26 protein-coding genes are annotated in these 25195 nt (G+C 60.6%); 11 read left to right on the top strand and 15 right to left on the bottom strand.

Translation table 11 applies throughout. The features are described from left to right. Nucleotides 1-6 precede the first annotated feature (6 nt). The 11 genes from B3E94_RS11060 to B3E94_RS11010 all read right to left on the bottom strand — a co-directional run bounded on the left by B3E94_RS11060 (nt 7) and on the right by B3E94_RS11010 (nt 11590). A complete protein-coding gene (locus B3E94_RS11060) occupies nt 7-945 on the bottom strand; it encodes a 3-keto-5-aminohexanoate cleavage protein (RefSeq protein WP_286913523.1) in 939 nt (312 codons plus the stop codon). Nucleotides 946-966: 21 nt separating this feature from the next. Continuing rightward, complete coding sequence (locus tag B3E94_RS11055) at nt 967-1893, bottom strand: 3-hydroxyacyl-CoA dehydrogenase family protein (protein ID WP_286913522.1); 927 nt, start codon at nt 1891-1893, stop codon at nt 967-969. Nucleotides 1894-1913: 20 nt separating this feature from the next. Beyond that, complete coding sequence (locus tag B3E94_RS11050) at nt 1914-3407, bottom strand: aldehyde dehydrogenase (RefSeq protein ID WP_286913521.1); 1494 nt, start codon at nt 3405-3407, stop codon at nt 1914-1916. A gap of 148 nt (nt 3408-3555) precedes the next feature. Continuing rightward, nucleotides 3556-4656, bottom strand: a complete 1101-nt coding sequence (locus B3E94_RS11045; protein WP_286913520.1) for an acetoin dehydrogenase dihydrolipoyllysine-residue acetyltransferase subunit — start codon at nt 4654-4656, stop codon at nt 3556-3558. Between the two features lie 2 nt (nt 4657-4658). Further along, complete coding sequence (locus B3E94_RS11040; RefSeq protein ID WP_286913519.1) at nt 4659-5666, bottom strand: alpha-ketoacid dehydrogenase subunit beta; 1008 nt, start codon at nt 5664-5666, stop codon at nt 4659-4661. 29 nt (nt 5667-5695) lie between these two features. Then, nucleotides 5696-6667 (bottom strand): thiamine pyrophosphate-dependent dehydrogenase E1 component subunit alpha, encoded by a 972-nt coding sequence (locus B3E94_RS11035; RefSeq protein ID WP_286913517.1) that lies wholly within the window; start codon nt 6665-6667, stop codon nt 5696-5698. A gap of 162 nt (nt 6668-6829) precedes the next feature. Continuing rightward, the gene (locus B3E94_RS11030; RefSeq protein ID WP_286913516.1) at nt 6830-8290 is read right to left on the bottom strand and encodes an APC family permease; all 1461 of its coding nucleotides are present in this window, start codon (nt 8288-8290) and stop codon (nt 6830-6832) included. 141 nt (nt 8291-8431) lie between these two features. Continuing rightward, entirely contained in the window at nt 8432-9061 is a 630-nt protein-coding gene (locus B3E94_RS11025; protein WP_286913515.1) for a TetR/AcrR family transcriptional regulator, read from the bottom strand. 37 nt (nt 9062-9098) lie between these two features. Further along, nucleotides 9099-10082: an aminotransferase class III-fold pyridoxal phosphate-dependent enzyme gene (locus B3E94_RS11020; protein WP_286913514.1), complete on the bottom strand. Its 984-nt coding sequence runs from the start codon at nt 10080-10082 to the stop codon at nt 9099-9101. Nucleotides 10083-10105: 23 nt separating this feature from the next. Beyond that, on the bottom strand, nt 10106-10324 hold the full coding sequence (locus B3E94_RS11015) for a hypothetical protein (RefSeq protein ID WP_286913513.1): 219 nt from the start codon (nt 10322-10324) through the stop codon (nt 10106-10108). Nucleotides 10325-10690: 366 nt separating this feature from the next. Next, nucleotides 10691-11590 (bottom strand): LysR family transcriptional regulator, encoded by a 900-nt coding sequence (locus B3E94_RS11010; RefSeq protein ID WP_286913546.1) that lies wholly within the window; start codon nt 11588-11590, stop codon nt 10691-10693. A 125-nt stretch (nt 11591-11715) separates the two neighbouring features. On the opposite strand from B3E94_RS11010, the gene B3E94_RS11005 reads away from it, so the two are divergent. Continuing rightward, nucleotides 11716-12618, top strand: coding sequence for an NmrA family NAD(P)-binding protein (locus tag B3E94_RS11005; RefSeq protein ID WP_286913512.1), 903 nt, complete (start codon nt 11716-11718; stop codon nt 12616-12618). Nucleotides 12619-12750: 132 nt separating this feature from the next. Continuing rightward, nucleotides 12751-12984: a hypothetical protein gene (locus tag B3E94_RS11000; RefSeq protein WP_286913510.1), complete on the top strand. Its 234-nt coding sequence runs from the start codon at nt 12751-12753 to the stop codon at nt 12982-12984. A gap of 97 nt (nt 12985-13081) precedes the next feature. On the opposite strand, the gene csiR is transcribed toward B3E94_RS11000, so the two are convergent. Beyond that, nucleotides 13082-13774, bottom strand: a complete 693-nt coding sequence (gene csiR / locus B3E94_RS10995; protein WP_286913509.1) for a DNA-binding transcriptional regulator CsiR — start codon at nt 13772-13774, stop codon at nt 13082-13084. Between the two features lie 166 nt (nt 13775-13940). Between csiR and glaH the strand changes: the two genes are divergently transcribed. Both glaH and lhgO read left to right on the top strand, forming a co-directional pair. Next, nucleotides 13941-14927, top strand: coding sequence for a glutarate dioxygenase GlaH (gene glaH, locus B3E94_RS10990; protein ID WP_236237216.1), 987 nt, complete (start codon nt 13941-13943; stop codon nt 14925-14927). Between the two features lie 55 nt (nt 14928-14982). Beyond that, nucleotides 14983-16224, top strand: coding sequence for an L-2-hydroxyglutarate oxidase (gene lhgO, locus B3E94_RS10985; RefSeq protein WP_286913508.1), 1242 nt, complete (start codon nt 14983-14985; stop codon nt 16222-16224). A gap of 53 nt (nt 16225-16277) precedes the next feature. On the opposite strand, the gene B3E94_RS10980 is transcribed toward lhgO, so the two are convergent. The 3 genes from B3E94_RS10980 to B3E94_RS10970 form a co-directional block, all read right to left on the bottom strand. Next, nucleotides 16278-16550 (bottom strand): PepSY domain-containing protein, encoded by a 273-nt coding sequence (locus B3E94_RS10980; RefSeq protein ID WP_176511463.1) that lies wholly within the window; start codon nt 16548-16550, stop codon nt 16278-16280. Between the two features lie 188 nt (nt 16551-16738). Continuing rightward, entirely contained in the window at nt 16739-16972 is a 234-nt protein-coding gene (locus B3E94_RS10975) for a hypothetical protein (protein ID WP_176517476.1), read from the bottom strand. A 52-nt stretch (nt 16973-17024) separates the two neighbouring features. Then, the gene (locus B3E94_RS10970; protein ID WP_176517477.1) at nt 17025-17903 is read right to left on the bottom strand and encodes a LysR substrate-binding domain-containing protein; all 879 of its coding nucleotides are present in this window, start codon (nt 17901-17903) and stop codon (nt 17025-17027) included. Between the two features lie 111 nt (nt 17904-18014). On the opposite strand from B3E94_RS10970, the gene phnD reads away from it, so the two are divergent. The 7 genes from phnD (at nt 18015) to B3E94_RS10935 (ending at nt 24975) form a co-directional block, all read left to right on the top strand. After that, entirely contained in the window at nt 18015-18884 is an 870-nt protein-coding gene (gene phnD, locus B3E94_RS10965) for a phosphonate ABC transporter substrate-binding protein (protein ID WP_286913505.1), read from the top strand. After that, entirely contained in the window at nt 18881-19669 is a 789-nt protein-coding gene (phnC, locus tag B3E94_RS10960; RefSeq protein WP_286913504.1) for a phosphonate ABC transporter ATP-binding protein, read from the top strand. Before phnD ends, phnC begins: the two co-directional genes overlap by 4 nt. A 2-nt stretch (nt 19670-19671) precedes the next feature. Then, nucleotides 19672-20490: a phosphonate ABC transporter, permease protein PhnE gene (gene phnE / locus B3E94_RS10955; RefSeq protein WP_176517480.1), complete on the top strand. Its 819-nt coding sequence runs from the start codon at nt 19672-19674 to the stop codon at nt 20488-20490. A 159-nt stretch (nt 20491-20649) separates the two neighbouring features. Beyond that, nucleotides 20650-21741, top strand: coding sequence for an iron-containing alcohol dehydrogenase PsrA (gene psrA / locus B3E94_RS10950; RefSeq protein WP_176517481.1), 1092 nt, complete (start codon nt 20650-20652; stop codon nt 21739-21741). A gap of 110 nt (nt 21742-21851) precedes the next feature. Next, nucleotides 21852-23144, top strand: a complete 1293-nt coding sequence (locus B3E94_RS10945) for an MFS transporter (protein WP_286913503.1) — start codon at nt 21852-21854, stop codon at nt 23142-23144. Nucleotides 23145-23180: 36 nt separating this feature from the next. After that, nucleotides 23181-24008 (top strand): phosphonoacetaldehyde hydrolase, encoded by an 828-nt coding sequence (phnX, locus tag B3E94_RS10940; protein ID WP_286913501.1) that lies wholly within the window; start codon nt 23181-23183, stop codon nt 24006-24008. A 106-nt stretch (nt 24009-24114) separates the two neighbouring features. Continuing rightward, a complete protein-coding gene (locus B3E94_RS10935) occupies nt 24115-24975 on the top strand; it encodes a LysR substrate-binding domain-containing protein (RefSeq protein WP_286913500.1) in 861 nt (286 codons plus the stop codon). Nucleotides 24976-25195 lie beyond the last annotated feature (220 nt).

Genomic DNA, 25195 nt, shown 5'->3' with positions numbered 1-25195 from the left:
ACCGATTCAAATCTGCAGTGCACTCGGGCCTTTCAAACCAAGGATCTGACGAGCGTCATCGGGGGTGGCAATCTCTAAGGCCAACTCTTCTAGAATGCGCCGAATCTTCCGGACTTGATCGGCGTTCGATTGAGCTTTTACGCCCTTGGACAAATAGATACTGTCCTCCAGGCCTACGCGCACATGCCCACCCATGATCGCTCCGATGGTAAGCAATGGCATTTGATGGCGCCCTGCGCCGAGGATGGAAAACTCATAATTGGCCCGACCAAACAGGCGATCGGCTATACCGCGCATCATGACCAGGTTTTCCGGATCAGGCCCCATGCCTCCGAGAATCCCGTAAATTGATTGAATGAAAAATGGCGGCTTGATCAAGCCGGCGTCCACGAAATAAGCCAGGTTGTACAGATGGCTCACGTCATAACATTCAAGCTCGAACCGAGTGCCCGCCTCGCCGAGCTGTTGCATGATGCGTTTTATATCCTTGAAGGTATTGCGAAAGATCAGGTCTTCCATGCCTTCAACAAAGGGCTTTTCCCAGGCATGTTTCCAATCACGGATTTTCCCGGCGATGGGATGCAGCGAAAAGTTCATCGATCCCATGTTCAAAGAACACATTTCAGGCAGCAGCTTCAAGGGATAGGCAAGCCGCTCCTCGAGGGTCATTCGGGTACTGCCCCCGGTGGTAATGTTCACCACCGCCCCTGTGCGATTGATGATCTCTGGAACGAACTGATCGAACAATGCCGGGTCCGGCGATGGTCTTCCATCGCTGGGATCCCGGGCATGCAGGTGCACGATGGCGGCGCCGGCTTCGATGGCGCCGATGGCTTGTTCGGCAATCTGCTCGGGGGTGATGGGCAAGTACTCGGACATCGTGGGCGTGTGCATGGCCCCGGTAACGGCACAGGTGATGATGACTTTGCGACTTGGGTTGTTCATGGCAAGCTCTCTTCAGATAAGTCAAACCGCTTGAGACTTGATGGACTCGATGAGCTTCAGGGCCAGCATCCTGTGCACGCCCTGAACTTGCTCTTCGCTCCAGTTGCGAAGGCCTCGTCCGTTTTTCATGCCCAGGTGGCCCTGTTCCATCAGGCTCGTGACCCATGGATTGGGTACCTGGTCATTGCACAAATGGGGGAAGATCACTCCGTGTACTTGTTGCGTCAGGGTCAGGCCCACCAGATCGGCGTTTTCCAATGGCCCGAGGAAGGGCAAGCGCATACCAAAGCTTTGCTTGACCACGGTGTCGATGGTTTCAGCGCTGCACACCTGTTGCGAAACCAGGTGCAGCGCTTCTCGCCACATCGCGTGCTGTAGCCGATTGCCGATGAATCCCGGCACATCGCGCATGACTTTTACCGGGGTCTTGCCCAACGCTTGCACCAGGTCGAAGGTGGCCTCGAAAATCGCTTCGTCGGTAAAGTCGGTGCGGATGATTTCAACCAGCGGTATCAGATGCGCAGGGTTCCACCAATGCGTCCCTACCAGCCGTGCGCGCGCTTGCCGATCCAGTTTTTCACCGATGCTGGTGATCGGAATGACAGAAGTGTTGCTGGCCAGGATCGCCTCCGGCGGCGCTAGATGTGCCAGTGCCTGGAACAGCTGTTGTTTGAGTTCCAGGCGCTCTGGAATCGCTTCGGTCACGATATCTGCTGATGCCACCGCCTGTTCCAGCTCGGCGCATAGCGTGATATTGGCCAGTACCGATTCGGGCTGGACACCCATTTGCATCAGGTTGTGTGCAATCCGCGAGGGTGCCAGTTCGAGCGTATTGGCGTCGGGATCATGCAGCGATACCCGATGGCCGGCTTGTGCGAAGGCCTGCGCAATACCATGCCCCATCAACCCTGCACCGATGATGCAGGCATGAACTGTCTTGTGTGCCATGTTGAAGTTCTCCGCAGGTCTCAGAGCTTGATCCAAGTCGCTTTGAGCTCTGTGTACTTGTCGAACGCGTGCAGCGAGCGATCGCGTCCGTTGCCGGACTGCTTGTACCCGCCAAAGGGCGCCGTCATGTCACCGCCTTGGTATTGGTTGATCCAAACGCTGCCAGCACGCAGGGCCTTGGAAGTGAGCAGGGCCTTGGACAGGTCGCGGGTCCATACCGCCGCGCCCAGCCCGTACTGGGTGTCGTTGGCAATGTCGATCGCTTCCTGGGTACTGGTGAAAGCGATGACCGACAACACGGGACCGAAGATTTCTTCCCGTGCGATTTTCATGGCATTGGTGACGCCATCGAAAAGGGTCGGCTGCACATAGATGCCACCGGTCTCGTCGAGGATCTGTGCGCCTCCTATGAGTAGCTGAGCACCTTCGGCGTGGCCGGCTTCGATGTACGAGAGCACCGTATCCAGCTGTTGCCGGTCGACCAGGGCGCCCACGCGTGTCTGCGGATCGAGTGGATTGCCAACTCGCCACTGCTTGAGAGCCTCGACCACCATGGGCAGGAACGTGTCCTTGATCGAAGCTTCTACCAGCAGACGCGAGCCGGCGGTGCAAACCTCTCCCTGATTGAAGGCAATCGCCGTTGCGGCGGCTTCGGCGGCGGCTCGCAGATCTGGAGCATCGGCAAACACGATGTTGGGACTTTTGCCGCCCGCCTCCAACCAGACGCGCTTCATGTTCGATTCGCCCGCATAACACAGCAACTGCTTGGCGATTCGGGTAGATCCGGTGAAAACCACCGTGTCGACGTCAGCGTGCAGGGCCAAGGCCTTGCCGGCGGTATGGCCGTACCCCGGCAGCACATTCAAAACACCGGCGGGCAAGCCTGCCGCTACCGCCAGCTGGGCAATGCGTATCGCCGTCAGCGGCGACTTTTCCGACGGTTTGAGCACCACGCAATTGCCGGTTGCCAGCGCAGGGCCCAATTTCCAGCACGCCATCATCAGCGGAAAGTTCCAGGGCACGATTGCCGCCACCACGCCGACCGGCTCACGGGTAACCAGGCCAAGTTCGTGATGGGGCGTAGGCGCGACTTCATCGTAGATCTTGTCGATGGCCTCGGCGCTCCAGGTGATAGCGTCGATTGCGCCTTCGAGGTCAACGCCCAGGGCATCGCTGATAGGTTTGCCCATGTCCAGCGTTTCCAGCAACGCCAGTTCCTCGGCATGAGCGCGCATCAAGCCGGCGAATCGCAGCAATGTGCGTTTGCGCTGCGCTGGCGCCAGGCGTGCCCAGGCCCCGGAGTCGAATACCTGGCGGGCATTGGCGACCGCGTCGTTGACATCTGCTTCGTCACAGCTCGCAACCGTGGCCAGACAGCGTCCATCGATGGGGCTCAGGCATTCGAACGTGCCCGCCGAAAGCGCGGCCCGGTAGGTGCCGTTGACAAAAGCCCGACCTTCGATGACCAGCGCCTCTGCGCGAGCGCTCCAGTCTGCCAGTGTGGAATCGTTCATCTCGTGTTCCTTTTCATGATGGGTATTGGCTGCTGCAACGACCTCAATGGCGCTGCCCGAGAGGCCAGCAATCAAGGTCTGCCTGTTCTTGCGGGTGATAGGAACTACAGGCGTCGGGGCTCGTCAGAGGGGTCGACGCCTGCGCCGATCAGCCGATGAAGTGCCGAATCAGTTCGTTGACCACATCAGCCGCCTCCATCTGCACCATGTGCCCCTGATTTGGCAGGACCTTGACCGTGGCTTGCAGGTCATTGGCGTGGTGACAAGGAATGATCTGGTCATTGCTTCCCCAGATGATCAGGGTTGGCTGCGCCGCCACTACCGCGCGCAGGTTGTGAACCTGACTACCGGCGGCAAAGTTCTGCTCGATTATTTTCGCCAGAGCCTCATCCACGCCGTCGAGTCGCTTGTACTTCAGCAGGTCATCCACCAATTGCCGGCTGACCAGCTCCTTGTCGCAGAACAGTTTCAGCAGATGCGGCTTGAGTGCATTACGGCTGGCAGCTTGGGCGAAGCCATCAAGGTATTCTTGGTCGATCCGTTCGCCCAAGCCGGCACTGGCGATCAATACCAGGGCATTCACACGTGAGCCGAGATTCTGCGCGACCTTCAACGCAACGGCGCCGCCCATGGAGTGGCCAACCAGCGTTGCAGAGTCAATGCCCAGATAATCGAGCAACCCCACCACTGATTCAGCCATTTCATCGAGGCTGCCGCTGTGCAGCTGCTTGCCTGACTCACCGTGCCCTGGAAGGTCCAGGGAAATCACCCTGCGGTCCTGAGCCAAAGGCGCCTGATTGAACAACCAGTTGTTCAAGTCACCGCCAAATCCATGGATCAATAGCAGCGGTGCACTACCGCCCCCCTGATCGAGGTAACGGATCGACTTGCCAGCGATTTCCACCTTTTGCGTAGACTGGGCTGCGCCTTCTCCATCCTGCGAAACGTCATCGCGCCTTACCTCGAACCCGGAAATGAATGCATCGACCTCCTGATCCGACACATCGCCGTCGGTCAAGACCGCGAGCAACGCACCGATGGGCAGGGTTTCATCGCACTGCGCCACAATCCGACGCAGCACACCGCCATGGCTGGACTCCACACCACTGGCAATCTTGTCGGTTTCGACTTCAACGAATGCCTCGCCCTTCTCGACGTATTCACCTTCTTTCTTCAGCCACTCATCAACGCGGCCTTCCGTCATCGAAAGGCCCCACTTTGGCATTGTCAGCGAAAAAATCTGGCCCATGGTCAAGCCTCCATCGCACGCTGCGCGGCAGCCACGATATCCGCCGGGGATGGGATGAACAGGTCTTCAAGAGCGTCCGAGAAAGGCACCGGGCAATGCGGCGCCGTCACCATCTCGACTGGTGATTTGAGTGACCGGAAGCCTTTCTGGGCCACCAGCGCGGCAATATCAGTGGCAATCGAACAGCGCGGATGGGCTTCATCAACCACGATAAGTCGCCCGGTCTTTTCAACGCTTTCGAGAATGGTGTCCTCATCCAGCGGGCTGGTCGTACGCAAGTCGATCACTTCGCAACTGACACCCTTTTTGGCAAGTGCAGCAGCTGCCTCCAGCGCGATATGTACCATCCTGCCGTATGACACGATGGTCAGGTCACGCCCTTCACGAACATAGGCGGCCTCACCGAAAGGAATCGCATACATCTCCTGCGGCACTTCGCCCTGCATGCCATAGAGCATCTTGTGCTCGCAGAAAATCACCGGGTCGTTGTCTTTGATGGCCTGGATCAGCAAGCCCTTGGCATCGTAGGGGTTGGACGGGCACACCACCTTGATGCCGGGAATGTGCGTCCACATCGGTACCAGCGTCTGGGAATGCTGTGCTGCCGCGCGCAGCCCGGCGCCATACATGGTTCGCAAGACCAGCGGGGTTTGTGCCTTGCCACCAAACATGTAGCGGAACTTGGCTGCCTGGTTGAGGATCTGGTCCAGGCAGCATCCGATGAAGTCAGTGAACATCAGCTCGCAGATCGGACGCATCCCGCGCGTGGCAGCACCTACAGCGGTGCCGACGTAGGCGATTTCCGAGAGGGGCGCATCCAGTACCCTGCCCGGATACTTGTGATACAGCCCTTTGGTCACACCCAGCGGGCCGCCCCAGGCGTCCTGTTCGCCGGCGGCCCCTGTGCCCCCGGCAACGTCCTGACCAATGACGAAAATGCTCGAGTCACGCGCCATGGTCAGATCCATGGCTTCATTGAGCGCCTGTCTGTAAGTGATTTGCCGTGCCATAACACGCTCCTTCAATTGTTCTTGTCGGTTTAGGGGTAGGAGATGTAAACGTTTTTGAGCAGCGCATCGGCAGTGGGCTTGGGCGCCGCCTTGGCCTGCAGCACCGCTTCATCGATCAGGCTCAGCACCTCTTCATCGATGGCATCGAGTTGGCTAGCCTTCAGTTCTCCGCACGCCAGCACGCGCTCACGGAACTTCGTCAGGCAGTCGCGGGTTTCTCTGTAATGGCTCACTTCATCAGGGGCGCGATAGGTTTGCCCGTCCCCTTCGAAATGCCCGTAGTAACGGGGCACAGTCACTTCCAGCAGGGTCGGGCCTTGGTGACTTCTGGCACGCTCGACCGCCGCGCCGACGGCCTCATAGACGGCGAAAAAGTCGCTGCCGTCGACCGTGATGCCCGGCATACCGAAACCGATGCCTCGATCGGCGATACGCTCGCAGGAAAGCGCCCATTTCGAAGCCGTTGCCTCACCGTAGCCGTTGTCCTCGGCGACGAAGAGGCAGGGCAACTTCAGGATGGAGGCTAGGTTCATCGATTCCAGAACAGCCCCCTCGTTGGCGCCGCCGTCACCGAAGAACGCCACGCTGACGTTGTGGGTGTCTTTCATCCTGGCGGCCAGCGCAGCCCCCACGGCCAATGGCGCACCGGCCCCGACGATGCCGTTGGCCCCGAGCATGCCTTTGGACAGATCGGCGATGTGCATCGAGCCGCCCTTGCCTTGGCAAACGCCAGTAGCTTTGCCGTAGATCTCCGCCATCATCCCCACGACGTCGACACCCTTGGCGATGCAATGGCCATGACCCCGGTGGTTCGAAGCAATACAGTCGTTATCACCAAGGTGCGCCATGACACCGGCGGCGGCCGCTTCCTGGCCCGCATACAGGTGAACAAAGCCGGGAATATCACCCGTCGCAAACTCGGTATGAAGCCGCTCCTCGAAAACCCGGATGGTCTTCATGACGCGATAGGCACTCAATAACGTCTTACTTGGAATGTGCATTTTTATTTTCTCCAGAGTGAATTCAAAACTGATCTTTCAACACTCAAACTTCGGGCAAGCGAATCCCGCGCAGGGCACGCTGAATAGCGCCCCGGATATTGATGGGATCAAATCTTTAAAGCAGAACCGCTGACTACGCCACGCCACCTCGCCAGCAAACTATTACGCCAGCCCTTTCAACCCCTCAAAACGAAGCGGCGCCCAACGTTTGAATGAAGCGGCAACGAGATAGCCAAATGCAAAACCTGCCATCACCACCACGACCATTGCGATCGCCAGGGCATAGGCGCCCTCACCCCCAATGAGGTCAGGCAAATTCTCCAGCGCAATCCATAAGCAGATGGCCAATCCGATCAAGGCACCGACAGGGGCGATGCAGGTATGCCAGCGTGACCCACCGATAGCTTTGTTCCTGAAGAAGAGCACTACCGAAATACAGGTCAAACACAGCAGTACCATGTAACCCAATGTGCCTGCCGTCGCACCCCATGCATAAATCTGGGTAACGGGATCAACACCCAAAAGCAGAAACACTAACAATGTCACGGCCGAAGTGGCTGTTTGTACGAAAGAAGAAACATGGGGCGCACCGTGGTATTTGTGAACGCTCGCCAAGTGGCCGCTCAACACACCGAAGCGCCCCATTACATACTGATAACGCACGATCACGTTATGGAACGATAAGGCGCAGGCAAAGAGGCTGGTGACCAGCAGCACTTCCACAAGGTCGCGAGCGACCACCCCCACCACCTTCGAAGTCAGCTCGTGATACAAGTGAGCAGGATTAACAATGGCCGCCTGTTTCACCTGGGCAACGCCATAGCCATCGACCAGGCACCACATGGAGAGCGCATAGATCGCCCCGATGATCAGCACGGAGGCATAGGTGGCGCGCGGAATCGTCTTGTCTGGGTCGCGCGCTTCTTCCTTGAAGATCACCGTTGACTCCAGGCCGACAAAACAATAAACCGCGAAAAGAATACCCAGGCCTGGGGAGCCCGAGGTAATGACTTGTGGGCTGAACGCGGTGGTGTCCAGTGTTCCACCGTTGCCAATGATCACTGCCGCATCGACCACCACTACCAGGAGAATTTCCAATAGCAAGGCCACCCCCAGAAAGCGGGAACTCAACTCGATGTGCCGGTAGCCTAACAAGCCAATGATCGCTACCACACAAAGGGTATATACCCACCAGGCAATCTCGATGCCTGTCCAATAGCGAACCATGTCCCGTAATGCACAGCCTAGATAGGCCTCAATCGCCAACAGGATCAGAAAGTACGACACCAGTGCCAACGTCGCCGAGCCCAGGCCAACTTTCCTGCCCAGGCCCTTCTGGATATAGGTGTAAAACGCACCGGCGTTATCCACACACTTGGACATCGCGACGAAGCCCACGACAAATAGCAACATGATGGCCGTCGCCACCAGCGCGTCGAACGGAGCAGCGCCACCATTGCCGATGGCGATCAAGGTCGGGGTGTTGACGGCAACGACGCCTAACGGCCCCGCTGCGGCAATGACCATCAGCACGATGGAAGTAACACCCAGCGAACCTTTCAATTGCCTGGAGGGGCTGACCGTGACCTTACTATTATCGATTGAAGTATAAGTGTCGCACATGATGGCCTCTCAGATAGCCGAACGCTATTGTGATAATTGTTGCTTTCACGGTTTATCTTGGGCAAATCAGATCCTTCAGGGTCGCTTTCTATTATTCAAGCGACCGACCACTTACTTCCCTGGGTTGAGCCAACGAAATGATCAACTCCGCGCCGTCAGGTACTCCGGCAGATAAAGCCGCAAGTAAGCGATTGCTGCGCGAATCCCTTCCACCCGAAGTTCAGGCGTAATCGATCCATGCTTACAAAACGACAACGCCCATACGCTGTCGCAGATAACAACTGCAACGCTCAGGCGATTTTCCAGTTCCTCATGGAATGGAAATACAAAGCGACGCTGAAGCATGCGCCGGTAGGTCGCGGCAATATTGCTGTTACCCGTGAGGTCGGCATTCTTGATTTCCGCACTGACGCCTGGCCCGAGAAACAGCTTCATGACGCAAGCATGTGAAGTGTGATAATCGGCCCCCACGTTGAACACATAGGCCACCAGTTCCTGCCAGGAGGTGAATTGCTCTGCGTCACAGCGTTCCATGTGCGTCATCAGTTCATCATGAAAGCGCATGGCCAGTGCCTCGAGCAAGGCGGTTTTATTCGGAAAGAAGTTGTACACCGATGGCAGAGGTACTCCCGCTTTGGAGGCCACGTCCGCCAGGCTGATTTCATCAACGCTCAGCACGTCCAAGAGTGCCTCGGTGGTGCCGAGCAACAGGTTGATTCTTTCCAGACTGCGCTTTTGTTGCGACCGGGCAGTGGGCACTTTCTGAGCCATGGTATTTGCGTCCTCTTGGTCAAGCGATGGAGACACGTTACAGCGTCCGTTTCTTGGCGATTTCAATGAAGGCCTGTTCCGTCGCCTCCAGAGTACGTGCAATGTCGTCGGCCGAGTGAGCGGAAGACAGGAACATGTTGTGATAGGGGTGCAAGTAGACACCTTTTTGCATCGCCGCGCCCGTCCAGGCATTGCCAAGTTGCAGATCGGTGTCACCGGCAAACAGCATCAGCGGCATTTCCACGGGGCCGGTCTGGCGCAAGTCGAACCCATAGCGCTGAGCTTGCTCGCCAATGCCCGAGCGCAACTGCTGGGCCAAAGCACTGATGCGTTCAAGGTAATCCGTGGTCCTGATCAGGTTCAAGGTGGCAAGGCAGGCCGCCATGGGCACAGCGGAAAACCAGTAGGAACCCGTCACGAAAATGGCCTGGGCAGCCTGGCGCGCCTTCTCCGATCCCAGCAATGCCGAGATGGGATAACCGTTACCGATCACCTTGCCCCAGCAGCTCAGATCCGGCTCGACACCGAACATTTGCCAGACGCAATCACGCGACAAGCGAAAACCGGTACGCACCTCGTCCACCACGAGCAGTGCGTCATGCTCATCGCACAAGCGCCGCGCCGCTTGTGCATAGTGCGCTTTAGCCAGAACCTGGTCTTCGAAGACCTCGTGGCGAAACGGTGTGGCGAACACACCGGCGACATCCCCTTTAGCTTCGACAAAGGCTTGTTGCAGGCTGTCAGGGTCATTGAAGCGGAAATAGATAACATTGGCCCGGTCCTCCTGAGTGATGCCCTGAAGGATGGGTGTGTTCCAATGCGACGCCCCGTGATAGGTGCCGGACGCCACCAATATTTTCTTCTTGCCGCGGTAGGCACGTGCGCACACCACGGCCATCGAGGTGGCATCGCTGCCGTTTTTGCAGAACATGGCCCAGCTGGCGTGATTGATCATGCCGACAAAGGTTTCTGCCAGTGTGACCATGACTTCAGCAGGCCCCGTCATGGAATCGCACAGCATCTGTTGAGCCAATGCCGCACTGTCTACCTGCTGATTGCGATACCCAGCAGATTGGTTCCGTAGCCGCAGAGGTAATCGATATAGCTGTTGCCATCGACATCCCACAGCTTTGCCCCGTCTGCCTTGGCAAAGAATTGCGGAACCGATGAAGAGAGTTTCGCTACTGACTGATGACCATACATACCTCCAGGTATGACTGCCTGCGCACGCTCCATCAGCTCTGCATTTTTCTTGAAGGCCACCATTAGACCACCCCTAAAGTGATATGAATTTCGACTTAGCACCTCCAATTCTCATGCCAGAGCCGGAAGAATTTCGATTTTCATATCATTTTTTGAACATGAATTGAGATCTATTTGCATGTTCGCGTACGCTCGATGCGTCTATCTTGCCGTTCCGAGCAGCTGAGGGGGTAGTGAAGATGACTGGGCCTGGGACTCCAATGATTCGAGGCTTTACTCTCTATCCCCAAGAATCCGTTTGGTGGCTGAAGGTTCAGCGTTACCAATCGCAACGGCAGGGGATACCGTGACGGGTAAAAGGGTAGCAAACCGGAAGCGACAACCAAATTCGAATCCGATAAATTCGAATTTCATACCTATTAGCATCTATGTATCTTCCGTGTAACGCACCTTGTCGAGCAGCAACCGGAATGCCGGCTTCGGTTGTCGCCGGCTTGGGTAGTACAGGTGGTAGCCCGTAACGGTTGTGCACCAATCATCCAGCACCCGCACGAGGCGCCCCTGGTCCACGTAGTTGGCAACGACATCCTCAGGCAAATGCGCCAGCCCTACCCCCGCCAGGGCATATTCGACGATCAGCGATATCGAATTCCCGATCACATGGCCTTCAGGCCTTACCCTTACTTCTCGCCCTTGCTTCCTGAACGGCCAACCCCACAGCCCTCCCGATGTAGGCAATCGCAGGTTGATTCCTACATGGGCAGTCAAGTCATGCGGGGTCAAGGGTATTGGTTTATCTGCGAAGTAGGCCGGTGAACCCACAACCGCCATGCGAAAGTCAGGACCGATGCGCACGCTGATCATGTCCTGTGCCACTTGTTCGCCCCAGCGAACTCCCGCGTCGAAGCGCTCCGCGACGATGTCGACGAGCGCATAGTTGTCGTTGATTTCCACGGAGATTTGCGGGTAATCAAGCCTCAACTTGCATAACGCCGGTACCAATATGCTGGTTGACGCATGTTCCAATGACGAAATCCGCAAAGAACCCGCAGGTTTTGTGCTCATCTCAGAGAGTTCTGCGAGACCGGCCTCGATACCTTCGAAATGCGGCCCAATGGTTTCGAGCAATCGTAATCCTGCATCTGTTGGCGCGACACTACGGGTGTTGCGTATGAGCAACGTTACTCCCAAGCGCGCCTCGAGTTTACGGATGGTGCGGCTCAAAGCCGGTTGCGATATGCCCATCTGTGCAGCCGCTTTGGTAAAGCTGCGCTGGCGCGCCACTGCCAGGAACGCCAGCAGATCATTAACGGCGTCAAGCACGATTAATACCCTGTTGTTATAAGTCCATTCCTATCATACCCCCTAATCATGAATTGAAAAAGCCGATACATTGGTGCAGCGAAAGACGAGGCAATGCCTTTCGATTTTCTTACTGATGAAGGTGAACCATGACCAAAGTCTTGATATTGGGCGCGACGGGCAACTTGGGAACCGTCACTGCCAAGGCACTGACCGATGGCTATCCGGAAGTTAAGCTGCGCTTGGCAAGTAGTCGACCCGCAGGCGTCGCCAAGTTGCAAGCGGCTTTCCCACATGCCGAGGCGATTCAGGCCGACTGGTACGATCTTGAGAGCGTGCTGAAAGCGGTGAAGGGTGTTGATAAAGTCTTTATTGTTACCCCTGACTTTGTTACCAACGAACTGCAGGTGACGCCTAACATTATCGATGCTATCAACCGCACCGGCAGCGTCGCTCAAGTCATTCGTTTCATCGCCATCCCGCCTGGGCTCACAGCGGAGGATCTATCACCCGAGTTCCTCGCCACTCGCTGCGGGGCCAATCTACACACGCTGGCAAAGCCACTGTTGGACGCCAGTCGCTTACCGGTGACCTACATAAATGCCGCGTGCTGGATCATGTTTAACTTACCGTGGTTCGTCGCCGACGATGTCAAAAGCAAACGTGAGTTCATCATGCCTTCGGTCAGTGATGCGCCACGGTTATACCTCTCGGAGCAAGACATCGCCGACGTGGTCGCGCGCGTCATTGCAGATCCTGTCGAACATCATGTCGGTCAGCATTACCTGATGACCGGGACAGAGCGTTTAGATTATCGGCAAGTGACCGAACTCTTGAGCAACGTACTAGGTGAAACCGTCACTTATGTCGACAGCGACAGTTCGTTGCGTGAAAACCTTGGCGATCACTTTGCACCGCTAATGACCTACTATCGCCATGAAGTAGAAGCGTACAAAGAGGTTCCCGTCACCGACACCGTACAACGCCTTCTTGGTCGACCCACCACAACACTCCGAGAATACCTGGAAGCGAGAAAACATCTGTTTCTCTAACAGCCAAGTTTCCCGCAGGCACGCGTAAATTCCATTCAGCATAGTGGCACCTCCCTGCCGGCGAAATCTCGGCGCCGCCGGCATTCAGGCCCAGGCGCCATAAGATGGCATTGCTGACTATCGGATAATTCAATGAAGAAATTACTTGTTGTCATCAGCATTGCTTCAGCACTTACTGTTTCCAGCGTCGGCTATGCCGCGGATGGTGCAGAAGCGATCAAACGTTTTCATGAGCGTCACAAGGCATTGATGCAGCAGCAGAAGGCGGAGCCCTTACAAACCGATACTGTAAAGAAAGACACACTGGAGCCTGAAAAAGCACAGCCGGTAAGCACGCCTACGGAAGAACCTCAACGTTCAACATGAGCGAATGGGTAGCAACATCGGCGCGTTGGAGTGTGGCAAGCGCCGTCACCTGCATTGAAATACCCGGTACCCATACCCACTGAAAACTGCGTGAGATTTACAAAATACCGGCTTCACGCTCGATGATGCGGGTGATGATCGGCACCGGGGTCATCAGGTGCTCCAGCATCATCTTGCTGGCCTTGGCCGCATCGCGCCCGAGGATGGTGCCGACCAGTTCGGCATGTTCCTCGCGCTTGAGGCGCAAGGCCTCTTCCGACAGCACCGTGCGCTTGAGCCAGATCTGCCGGTAGCGCTCGGCCTGGTCCTGGAGGAACGCCCGCGCCTGCAGCAGGCTCTTGGACCCGCAACCACTGGCAATGGCGTTGTGGAAGGCCTTGTGCCGGGCATCCCAGACATCGACCATTTCCTGCGGGGTGTGCAGCTCGACCACCTTCGACAGCGTGTGCGAGGTGGCCACGATGGACGCCTCCCAGGCTTCGTCGCCCTTCTCCACCGCCAGGCCGACGATCAGCGCCTCCAGGTGGGCCCGGGCCTTGTAGACATCGACCATCTCGTCCAGCGACATGGTCGCCACCCGGTAGCCCTTCTGATTGATGGCGCTGACCAGCCGCTCGCCCACCAGCCGCGCCAGCACCTCGCGCATCGGCCCGACGCCGACGGCATAGCGGTCTTTGAGGGCGCTCATCAGCAGCTTTTCGCCGGGGCGGTAGGCGCCACGGAGAATGTCGCTCTTCAAGCGCGCATAGGCAGCATCGGAGGTGGTTTCAGCGAGATCGGTCAGGTCCATCCACAGGGCTCTCTTGCAAGGCGCGCCTATCATACCGAACTCGACCAGGCAACGCAGAACGTTAACAAAAACATTTAATTATTACGTTTTACGAAAATGTAGACATTTTGAATTTTCAGCGATATTTTGGCGCCATCACTTGACCAGTTGATCCCCAGGAGCCGCCATGAACGCCATCACCCGCATCGATATGCCTGTCCTCGAGCAACCTGCCCTGTTGCACGGTTTCACCCTGCAATCGACGCCGCAGTCCGACCGCCTGCTGGAGCTGCGTTTCAGCAAGCAGACCGTCGAGGCCTTCGTCGCGGCAGTCGCCGAGTGGCCGGTGCAGGCGCTGGAGTACAAGTCGTTCCTGCGCTTCCAGGTGGGCAAGATCCTCGATGACATCTGCCAGGGCACCCTGCGCCCGGTCATCGTCAACACCCTGCTCGACCGCGGCACCGGCGGCCTGCTGGTGGTGCCCGAGGGCCTGGACAGCGTTGCCCAGGCCGAAGACATGGTGAAGCTGTCCACCGCCGTGGCGCACCTGCTGGGCCGTTCCAACTTCGATGCCATGAGCGGCCAGTTCTATGCGCGCTTCGTGGTCGAGAACATCGACAACTCCGACAGCTACCTGCGCCAGCCGCACCGGGTGATGGAGCTGCACAACGACGGCACCTTCGTCAACCAGATCACCGACTACGTGCTGATGATGAAGATCGACGAGCAGAACATGGAGGGCGGCAACTCGCTGCTGCAGCACCTGGACGACTGGGCTGAGCTGGACACCTTCTACAAGCACCCGCTGGCGCGCCGCGTGATGCGCTGGACCGCACCGCCGAGCAAGAACACCCGCGAGGACGTGTTCCACGCGGTGTTCGACACCGACGCGGTAGGCCGCCCGACCATGCGCTACATCGACCAGTTCGTGCAGCCGGACAACTTCGAGGAAGGCACCTGGCTGTTCCAGCTGGGCGAATCGCTGGAGAACAGCGTGAGCAAGGTGTCGATCCCGGTGGCGGTCGGCTCGTTCCTGCTGATCAACAACCTGTTCTGGCTGCATGGCCGTGACCGCTTCGTCGCCCACCCGGGCCTGCGCCGCGAACTGATGCGCCAGCGTGGCTACTTCAGCTTCCCGAAAATGGAACACCACCGCGGCCAGACCTCCAACTAACGTGCCAGCTGGCCTCGGCGTAAAAGCGCCGAGGCCAGCTTCAAGGAACACACCCATGTACGATTTCGTGATCATCGGGGGCGGCATCGTCGGCATGTCGACGGCGATGCAGCTGGCCGACCAGTACCCGCACGCACGCATACTGCTGCTGGAAAAGGAAAGCGGCCCGGCGCAGCACCAGACTGGCCATAACAGTGGCGTGATCCACGCCGGCGTCTACTACACGCCCGGCAGCCTGAAGGCGAAGTTCTGCCTGGAGGGCAACAAGGCCACCAAACGCTTCTGCGATGAGCACGGCATCGCCTACGACGAGTGCGGCAAGCTGCTGGTCGCCACCAACGAGCTGGAGATGGAGCGCATGCGCGCGCTGTGGGAGCGCACCGCGGCCAATGGTCTGGAGCGTCACTGGCTGTCGGCTGGCGAGCTGCGCGAGCGCGAGCCCAATATCGTCGGTTTGGGCGGCATCTTCGTGCCTTCCAGCGGCATCGTGAACTATGCCGCCGTAACAGCGCAGATGAGCAAGGAATTCCAGAACAAAGGCGGCACGGTGCAGTTCGACACCGAGGTCACCGGCCTGGTCGAGCGCGCCGACTCGATCGTCGTCAGCAGCAACCGCGGCACCTACAGCACCCGCTACCTGGTGTCGTGCTCGGGGCTGATGGCCGACCGCATCGTGCGCATGCTCGGCGTGCAGCCGAGCTTCACCATCTGCCCGTTCCGGGGCGAGTACTACCTGCTGCCGCCGGAGCACAACCAGATCGTCAACCACCTGATCTACCCGATCCCCGACCCGTCGATGCCGTTTTTGGGCGTGCACCTGACGCGGATGATCGATGGCACGGTCACGGTCGGGCCAAACGCGGTGCTGGCGATGAAGCGCGAGGGTTATCGCAAGTCCGACATCTCCTTGAGCGACCTGGGCAGCATGCTTGGCCACCGCGGCATCCGCAAAGTGCTGCGCGATAACCTGCGCCCGGGGCTGATCGAGATGAAGAATTCGCTGCTCAAGGGCGCCTACCTCAAGACCGTGCAGAAGTACTGCCCGAGCCTGACCAAGGCAGACTTGAAGCCCTACCCGGCGGGGGTGCGGGCGCAGGCGGTGTCCAACGAAGGCAAGCTGATCGACGACTTCCTGTTCGTGAACACGGCGCGCAGCGTGAACGTGTGCAATGCACCGTCGCCGGCGGCGACCTCGGCGATACCGATCGGGGCGTACATCGTGTCCAAGGTTCAGGAGCAGGTGGGCGGTGACCTGAACAAGACCACGGTGCAGGTGCCGCACGCACAGGCGGTGTGAGCACCGAGCCGTTCGCCCGGTCGGCATTAAGACCGGGCGAACGGCGCGGCGGGTCAGTTATCCAGCTCGTCTTTGGTGATGGCCCCGGTGTGCGGGTCGACGTGGAATTCGTAGCGTTTGCCGTCCGCCTTCATGCCTTCCCCTTCCCAATGGCCGTCATCGGCTTCGATCTTGGTGATCTGGGTGTAGCCGGCGCCCTTGAGCGTGGCTTCGGCCTGGTCCTTGGTCACGGTCCAGTCGGCGCCGGGTTGATCGGCCCAGGCTGCAGAAGCGCCCAGTGCGCCGACCAGGGCGAGGCCGGTGAACAATCGAGTGATGGTTTTCATTGCCGACATCCTTTTTTTGCGGGGGTTAAAGGATGCGACTCGGGTGGGGTTGGGGCAGTTCCATTGCGTTGGGATTTGTGTTGGCTGGGCGGGCCTCATCGCCGGCAAGCCGGCTCCCACGGATACCCCAGGGCCGCAGAGATCCCTGTGGGAGCCGGCTTGCCGGCGATGAGGCCGGTACAGCCGCCTCAAACACTCCCCACCACACTCGCCTCATTGGCATCCTGGCAACCATTGCGGCATGCACAGTCGAACTCCGCTTCAGCACGCGTCGGGAAATTTAGGCTCAGGCGAACCTTGTCCTGCGTGTCATACAGGTCATACCCCTCCCCCAGCACGCTGGGAAAGCCGATGCGTCGCGGAAATACCTCCTTCTGGCGGGGTACGGCGGGCACCACAACGAATCGAATCTGCATGACCATCCCTCTTCCGGCAGTGCTTAAGTATTAGTCTGCTTATGGGAAACACTCAAGTTCACTCATGCAAAGATTTCATTTGCGGTTTCAAACAGTGCTGAAACGACCTGACGATCTGGTTATTACTGCGCTCGACCAGGTGATACAGGTAGGTTTCGGTGCAGACCGGGTCGCCCTCGATGCGGATCATCTTCAGCTGCGGGTCGGCGATGTACTCCGCCTCCGACACCGCCCCAATGCCCAAGCGCCGGATCACCGCCTCGCGCAAGGCCTCGCGGCTGCCGATTTCCATGGCCACCTTCGGCGTCACCTGGGCCCGCTCCAGTGCCCGCTCCAGCGCCAGGCGGGTGGTCGAACCGCTTTCGCGGCGCAGCAGGCGCTGGCCTTGCAAGGCCTGCAACGGCACCTGGTCATGGCGCGCAAACGGGTGCTCGACATGGGCGAACAGCACCACCGGGTGGCGCGCGTAAAGGTGCGCGACGAAGTTGGGGTCATCGTGCAGCCCCGCCAGCACACCGATGTCGATCACGTAGTTTTCCAGGTCTTCGAGCACCGAGGCCGAGTTGCCGATGCGGATCGAAACCTCGATCTGCGGGTACTCCCGGCAATAGTGGTCCACCATCTCGATCACATGAAACGGGCCCACCGCGCCAAGCTTCAAATGCCCGCGGTTGAGCTTGCCCGAGTCCTTGAGCAGCCCCGCCGCCTCGGTCTCGAGCATCGACAGCTGCTGGGCGATCGGCAACAGTGCCCGGCCCACGTCGGTCAGCTCGATGCGCCGGCCGCGCCGATGGAACAGCTCGACGTTGAACTCGCGCTCCAACCCCTGGATCTGGTTGGTGGCGGTCGGCTGGCTCAAGCCGATGGCTCTGGCACCGGCACTGAAGCTGGCATGGCGGGCAACGGCGAGAAAGGTGCGCAGGCGGGCCGTGGACATCCATAGATCCTTTGAATGGTTGGCTGGGAAAACCGATATTGAACTGATGCGGTGACTGTCACATGACAGCCCTAGTTTGGCGTTACCGACAACAACCCCTCCGGTAACCCCATGACTTCCTTCGCTCGTCTGTTCCGCTTTGCCCAGCTCGCCCTGGTTCCGCTGCTGCTCGCACCAGCGGTGCAGGCCCAGCAGGTGCTCACCGTCGGCCTGATCCCCTCGGAGGATTCCCAGGCGATGATCAAGAGCAGCCAGCAGGTGCTCGACCAACTGCAACAGCGCCTGGGCATGCCGGTAAAGCCCTTCGTCGCCACCGACTACAACGGCGTGATCGAAGCCCTGCGCGCCGGCAAGCTGGATGTCGCCTACCTCGGCCCATTCTCCTATGTGCTGGCCAACCAGGTCGCCGGGGCCGAAGCCTTCGCCGTGGCCGTGACCAAGAAAACCGCCAGCAGCGCCTACCACAGCCTGATCATCGCCCGCCAGGACAGCCAGATCCGCACCCTCGATGACCTCAAGGGCCATACCTTCGCCTTCGTCGACCCAAGCTCGGCCTCGGGCCACCTGTTCCCCAAGGCCGGCCTCGAGCAGGCCGGCCACGACCCGCAGGCGCTGTTCTCGCGGGTGATCTTCTCCGGCTCCCACGACGCCAGCATCCTCGCCGTGGCCAACCGCAAGGTCGACGCCGCCGCCGTGGCCGATCGCATCCTCAGCGGGGCGATCAGCAGCGGCCAGGTCAAGCAGGATGACCTGCGCGTGGTGTGGACCTCGCCCGACATCCCCGAGTCGCCCATGGTCTGGCGCAAGAACCTGGACCCCGAACTGCAGCAGAAGCTGCGCGGCGCCTTTGCCGCGATCAAGGACGTGCCGTGGGGCGACCAGGGCCTGCTCAATGGCTTCCAGCCCACCAGCGACGCCGCCTACAACGTGGTGCGCGACACCGCCAAGGTGCTCGACCTGAACCTGCGGAGCCTGAAATGATCCGCATCCAGCGCCTGAGCAAAGGCTACGCCGACAACCCGGTGCTCAAGGGCATCGACCTTGAAGTCGAGGCTGGCGAATTCGTGGTCATCCTCGGCCGCTCCGGCGCCGGCAAATCGACCCTGCTGCGCTGCATGAACCGGCTGGCACAGGCCGATGGCGGCCAGTTGCAGGTCGCCGGGATAGACGCCATGGGTACCGGCGATGTGCGCGAGCTGCGCCGGCGCGTGGCGATGATCTTCCAACACCACAACGTGGTGCCGCGCCTGTCGGTACTGAAGAACGTGCTCACCGGCCGCCTCGGCTACTGCAGCACCCTGGCCTCGCTGCTGCAGGTGTTCAGCCGCGAAGACGTGGCCCTGGCGCGCGACTGCCTGCGCCGGGTGGAGCTTGAGCACAAGGCGCCGGCCCGCACCGATTCGCTGTCTGGCGGGCAGATGCAGCGCGTGGGCATCGCCCGCGCCCTGGCGCAGCGCCCCCAGGTGATCCTGGCCGACGAGCCGGTGGCCAGCCTCGACCCCAAGACCGCGCACCTGGTGATGCACTACCTGCGCGACGCCGCCCGCAGCCTGGGGATCACCGTGGTGTGCAACCTGCACCAGGTGGACCTGGCCATGGAGTTCGGCGACCGCATCATCGGCCTTGCCAGTGGGCGCCTGGTGTTCGACGGCCGCCCGGCGCAACTGGACGAGCAGGCCCTGCAGCGCATCTACGAAAGCCCGGCGGCCAGCGAGCCGCTGCCTCAATTCACCGCCAGCGCCCGCTGCGCCGGTGCCGGAGCCTGAACATGAACCTGCAGACCCATCAATGGCTGGTCAACACCCCGCGCAGCGCGCGCGGCTGGCTAAGCAGCGGCGTGCTGCTGGTGCTGGCGCTCGGCGTGCTGCACTGGAGCGCCGAAGGCGCGCAACTGAGCTGGGCCGACCTGGCCAGCGGCCTGCCGCAGATCGGCGACTTCCTCGGCCGTTCGCTGCCACCGGACCTGAGCATCCTGCCAAGCCTGTGGCGCCCGGCGCTGGAAACCCTGCAGATCGCCCTCTGGGGCACCTTGCTGGGCATCCTGCTGGCGGTGCCGCTGGGCTTTCTCGCCGCCCGCAACCTGCACCGCAACCGCTGGCTGCACCAGGGCACGCGGCAGATGCTCAACGTGATCCGCAGCATCAACGAACTGATCCTCGCCCTGGTGTTCGTCTCGGCCGTCGGCCTCGGGCCGTTCCCCGGCGTGCTGGCCCTGGCGCTGCACGGGGTGGGCATGCTCGGCAAGTTCTTCGCCGAGAGCATCGAGGAGATCGACCAGGGGCCGATCGAAGCCCTGCGCGCAACGGGTGCCAACGCCTTGCAGGTGATCGCCTTCGGCGTGCTGCCGCAGGTGGTCACGGCGTGGATTGCCGTGGTGCTGTACCGCTTCGAGGTCAACCTGCGTTCGGCCACGGTGCTGGGCATGGTCGGCGCGGGTGGCCTTGGCTTTGAACTGGTGAGCAGCCTGAAGCTGTTCAAGTACCAGGAAACCGCCACCTGCATCCTGGTCATCACCCTCATGGTGGTGCTTGCCGACTTGCTTTCGAGCCGCCTGCGCTACGCCATCCAGGGCACTGCCCGTCACTGATCACGTGCCTTTGCCATGACCTCATCACTGCAAGCTAGACGCCCCGTGCCTCTCCCTATCGGCCCAGCCGATGGATACCTGCAAACAATCGATTTGAGCTATGCGAGGGCGGCCCCGACGATGGCGACAACCTCCAACAACAAAAACCAGGGAGTCGCCATGACTGCTCGTTTCCACAACCCGGTCGATACCCGCTTCGGCTGCGCCAGCCTGCTCGAGCTCGATGCCCTCACCGCCGGCCAGCAGGTCGCGCTGGTGATCTTCCCCGAGGCCCGCGGCCTGGGCCTGCTGGCGCGTATCCAGGCACTGCTCGGCGAGCGCCTGGCCTACATCGTCGAGGATGTCCAGCCCAACCCCGACGTCGCGCAGCTGCGCGGCACCTACGAACGCTTCTGGCGTGAGGCGCCGGGCTGTGAAACGGTGATCGCCGTCGGCGGCGGCAGCGCCATCGACACCGCCAAGGCGCTGATCGTCGGCACCGAGAACGGCAGCTTCGACGAGCTGCTGCGCGGCTTGTCGTCTGCCAAGCCGTTCGTGCCGGCGCGCTGCAAGGGCCTGATCGCCGTGCCGACCACGGCCGGCACCGGCAGCGAAGTGACGCCATGGGCGACGATCTGGGACAGCGCCAACCACAAGAAGTACTCCCTGCACCTGGACTGCACCTGGCCGAAAGTGGCGATCATCGACCCGCAACTGATGCTCACCGTGCCGGCCGGCGTGACCGTTTCCACAGGCCTGGACGCCCTGTCCCACGCCCTGGAGTCGATCTGGAACATCAACGCCAACCCGCTCTCCGACAGCTTTGCCATCTCCGCGATCGGCGACATCCTGGAGTGCCTGCCCAAGCTGCGCAGCGACCTGGCCAACCAGGAACTGCGCGCACGCATGGCACTGGCAGCGCTCAAGGCCGGCATGGCGTTCTCCAATACCAAGACCGCCCTCGCCCATTCCATCTCCTACGAAATGACCCTGCGCCACGGCCTGCCCCATGGCATCGCCTGCTCCTTCATCCTGCCGCTGGTGCTGGGGCTGGCCTGGGGCCGCGATGCAACCCGCGACCGCACCCTGCGCCAGGTGTTCGGCGACGACCTGGCCCTGGCCCAGGTGCAGCTGCGCAGCTTCCTCCATGGGCTTGGGGTGAAGACCGATTTTGCCGACTACGGCGTGTCGGCGGCCGAGGCCGAGCAGATCATCGCCTATGCCCTGCAAGGGGCGCGCGGCAAGAACTTCATCGGCGCCCAGGCCGCTTGAGGGCAAGGCAACCCACCGCCACGGCCTGCCGTGGCATTTCCTGATGCACCGCAAAAGAGTGCCCACCTGCGCGGCCTGGCCGGCGGGAACGAACAACAAGGAAAACCACCATGAACCGTGCGCAAACCTATGCAAGCCTTGCCGTACCTGCCTCCTCGTTTCGCCTGGCACAGTGGCGCATGCTGCTGGCCGCGATGTTCTGCTACCTGTTCTTCTATACCGGCCGGCAGACCTTCGGCTTTGCCATCCCCGGCATCCAGGCCGAGTTCGGCCTGAGCAAGGAAACCCTGGGCTGGGCCTCGGCGGCCATGTTGTGGGCCTACGCCATCGGCCAGGCGATCAACGGCAACCTCGCCGACAAGTTCGGCGGGCGGCGCATCATGAGCCTGGGCGCGGTGCTGTCGTGCGCCGCCAACTGGGTCACCAGCTTCGCCGGCGGCTTTGCCAGCCTGATCCTGCCGTGGGGGCTCAATGGCTACTTCCAGGCGCTGGGTTGGGCGCCGGGCAGCCGCCTGCTGTCGAACTGGTGGAGCGCCGGTGAGCGCGGCAAGGTCTATGGCTTCTATGTGTTCGCGGCCGGGTGCGCGTCGATCCTGTCGTACATCACCTCGATCGTGGTGCTGGAAGTGCTGCAACTGGAGTGGCGCTGGATCTTCCGCCTGCCGGTGCTGCTGATGCTCGCAGGCGGCATCCTGTTCTACCTGATTGCCCGTGAGCGCCCCCAGGACATGGGCTTCGAGCCCCTGGCCGATACCGGCGTGGCCAATGCCAACGACAAGGGCCAGGAAGCCGTGGGCGAGCAGGAAAGCTCCCTGCATCGCTACAAGGCGGTGCTGAAGAACGCCCGCCTGATCATCGCCGCGTTGTCGCTGGGCTTCCAGAACGCCGCACGCTATGGGCTGATCGTCTGGGTGCCGGTGCATTTCCTCGGCGCCGACTGGAAGCACGGCGACGGCTTCATCGACCCCAAGTGGATCACCGTCGCGCTGCCGGTGGGCATGGCCATCGGCGCACTGAGCAACGGCTGGGTGTCCGACCGCCTGTTCGGCTCCAAGCGTTACCTGGCGATCATGCTCTACATGCTGCTGGGCGCTGCCACCAGCCTGTGGATGTGGAGCCTGCCGGCCCACAGCGCGATCGGCCTGGTGGCGCTGTTTCTCTGCGGCTTCTTCGTCTACGGCCCGGCGTCCAGCTTCTGGGCACTGTGCCCGGACCTGGTCGGCGCCAAGCGCGCCGGCACCGCCACCGGCATCATGAATTTCTCTTCCTACCTGTTCGCCGGCCTGGCCGAGCCATTGATCGGCTCGATGCTCGACAGCACCGGCAACACTTCGCTGATTTTCATCGTGGTGACGGCCGCGTGCCTTTCCAGCGCCGCCGTCGCCTTGTTCATCCGCCGCTAGGCAGCCCCTTCGCCCCCTTGAAAGTGGAGTATCAACATGCACTACACGCAACCCACCCGGCTTCAGGCAGTCGTCCTCGACTGGGCTGGCACCGTCGTTGATTTCGGCTCGTTTGCGCCTACCCAGATCTTCGTCGAAGCCTTCGCCGAGTTCGGTGTCGAGGTGTCCCTGGAAGAAGCCCGCGGCCCGATGGGCATGGGCAAGTGGGACCATATCCGCACCTTGTGCGACCTGCCGCAGATTGCCGAGCGCTACCGCGCCGCCTTCGGCCGCACGCCCACCGACCTTGACGTGACCGCGATCTACGAGCGCTTCATGCCGCTGCAGATCGAAAAGATCGCCCTGCATTCGGCGCTGATCCCAGGCGCCCTGGAGGCCATCGAGGCCCTGCGCGGCAAGGGCCTGAAAATCGGCTCGTGCTCCGGCTACCCGGCCGTCGTCATGCAAAAGGTGGTGGCCCTGGCACGCGAGAACGGCTATGTGGCCGACCATGTGGTAGCCACCGACGAAGTGCCCAATGGCCGCCCCTACCCGGCCCAGGCCCTGGCCAACGTGATCGCGCTGCAGGTCGATGATGTGGCCGCCTGCGTGAAGGTCGACGATACCTGGCCGGGCATCCTCGAAGGGCGCAAGGCGGGCATGTGGACCGTGGCGCTGACCTGCTCGGGCAATGCGCTGGGCCTGACCTACGAGCAGTACAAGGCGCTGCCTGCGGCAGCGCTCGAACACGCCCGTTCGCGCATTGGCCAGGCCTTCGAAGGCTCGCGCCCGCATTACCTGATCGACACGATCGCCGAGCTGCCGGCGGTGATCGAGGCCATCAACCAACGCCTGGCGCGCGGCGAGATGCCCCAGGGCTGCTAGCACGCAGGGTCGGCCCGCCCTCGCGCTGGGGCGGGCCGATGGCGAGTGGCGGGCCCGATGCTCTATGCTGGCCCGCCTTTGTTCACGCCTTCTGGAGCTGCCCTGCATGTACCAGTACCACAAGTGGCTGCGCTCGTTTCACGCGGTGGCCAGCACCGGCAGCTTCACCCAGGCCTCACAGCTGCTGAACATCGGCCAGCCGACCATCAGCGAGCAGGTCAGCGCCCTGGAGAAAACCTTCTCCGTCGAGCTGTTCCACCGCCGCGGGCGCTTCATCGAACTCACCGCCGCAGGCGACAAGCTCCACGACATCACCCAGGGCCTGTTCGGCCAGGAAGACGAAGCGATCCAGCTGCTGCGCAGCTTCCGCCAGCGCAAGCACGGCATGCTGCGCATCGGCGCGGTGTCCCCGCCCATTGCCATGAGCCTCACCTACGCGCTGATGCAGCGTTACCCCGACATCGACGTGGAAACCTCCTTCAGCAGCGAAACCGGCACGCTGGAGCGCCTGTACAACTTCGATATCGACCTGGCGATCCTGGCGCTGTCGGAGTTCGACCCACGGCTCACTACCCAGCTGTACCGCACCTGCCCCATCCTTGCGGTGGTGCGCGACGACCACCCCTGGGCCAGCCAGGCGCAGGTGGGCGTGGCCGATATCGTCGGCCAGCCGGTGGTGTTGCGCGAGCAAGGTTCGCGCACGCGGCAGCTGGTGGAGGAAGGGTGCGCGGCCCATGGCATCAAGCTCAATTGCAAGATGCAGCTCAACAGCCGCGAGGCCATCGTGCATGCGGTGGTGCAAGGCATTGGCGTGGGGTTTGTATCGGCTGTGGAATATGCGGACCGGCCAGGGACCAAGGCGATCGACTTCGTCGAACAGCCTTTTCATATCAGCTATTACTTGTGTTGCCTGGAAACGCGGCGTAACCGGCCGATGATCGCAGAGATCTTCGACGGCCTTCCATGAACAGGGCAAAACGGCCAAAAAAGCCGCATCAAAAACCTGTTTGAGGCAGTCCGACGTTTGGCCCTACAAAATGATGGCAATTAAATACTATGCTGAGCTAGGATTCGCTCATTCCCCACGGTAATCGCCCGTATTGCCTGGGTCTTGCCAAGCTTTGCCTCCCCGCTAACAAGGAAGGAACGCACCCCACAACACGGACTGTTGTACACGGCTTCCCCAG

It is taken from the genome of Pseudomonas sp. UBA6315, from assembly GCF_002438125.1.
In the GTDB taxonomy this organism is placed as follows: Bacteria; Pseudomonadota; Gammaproteobacteria; order Pseudomonadales; family Pseudomonadaceae; genus Aquipseudomonas; species Aquipseudomonas faucium.
Note: the sequence above shows the minus strand (reverse complement) of the source record. Positions and strands in the feature narration are given on the sequence as shown.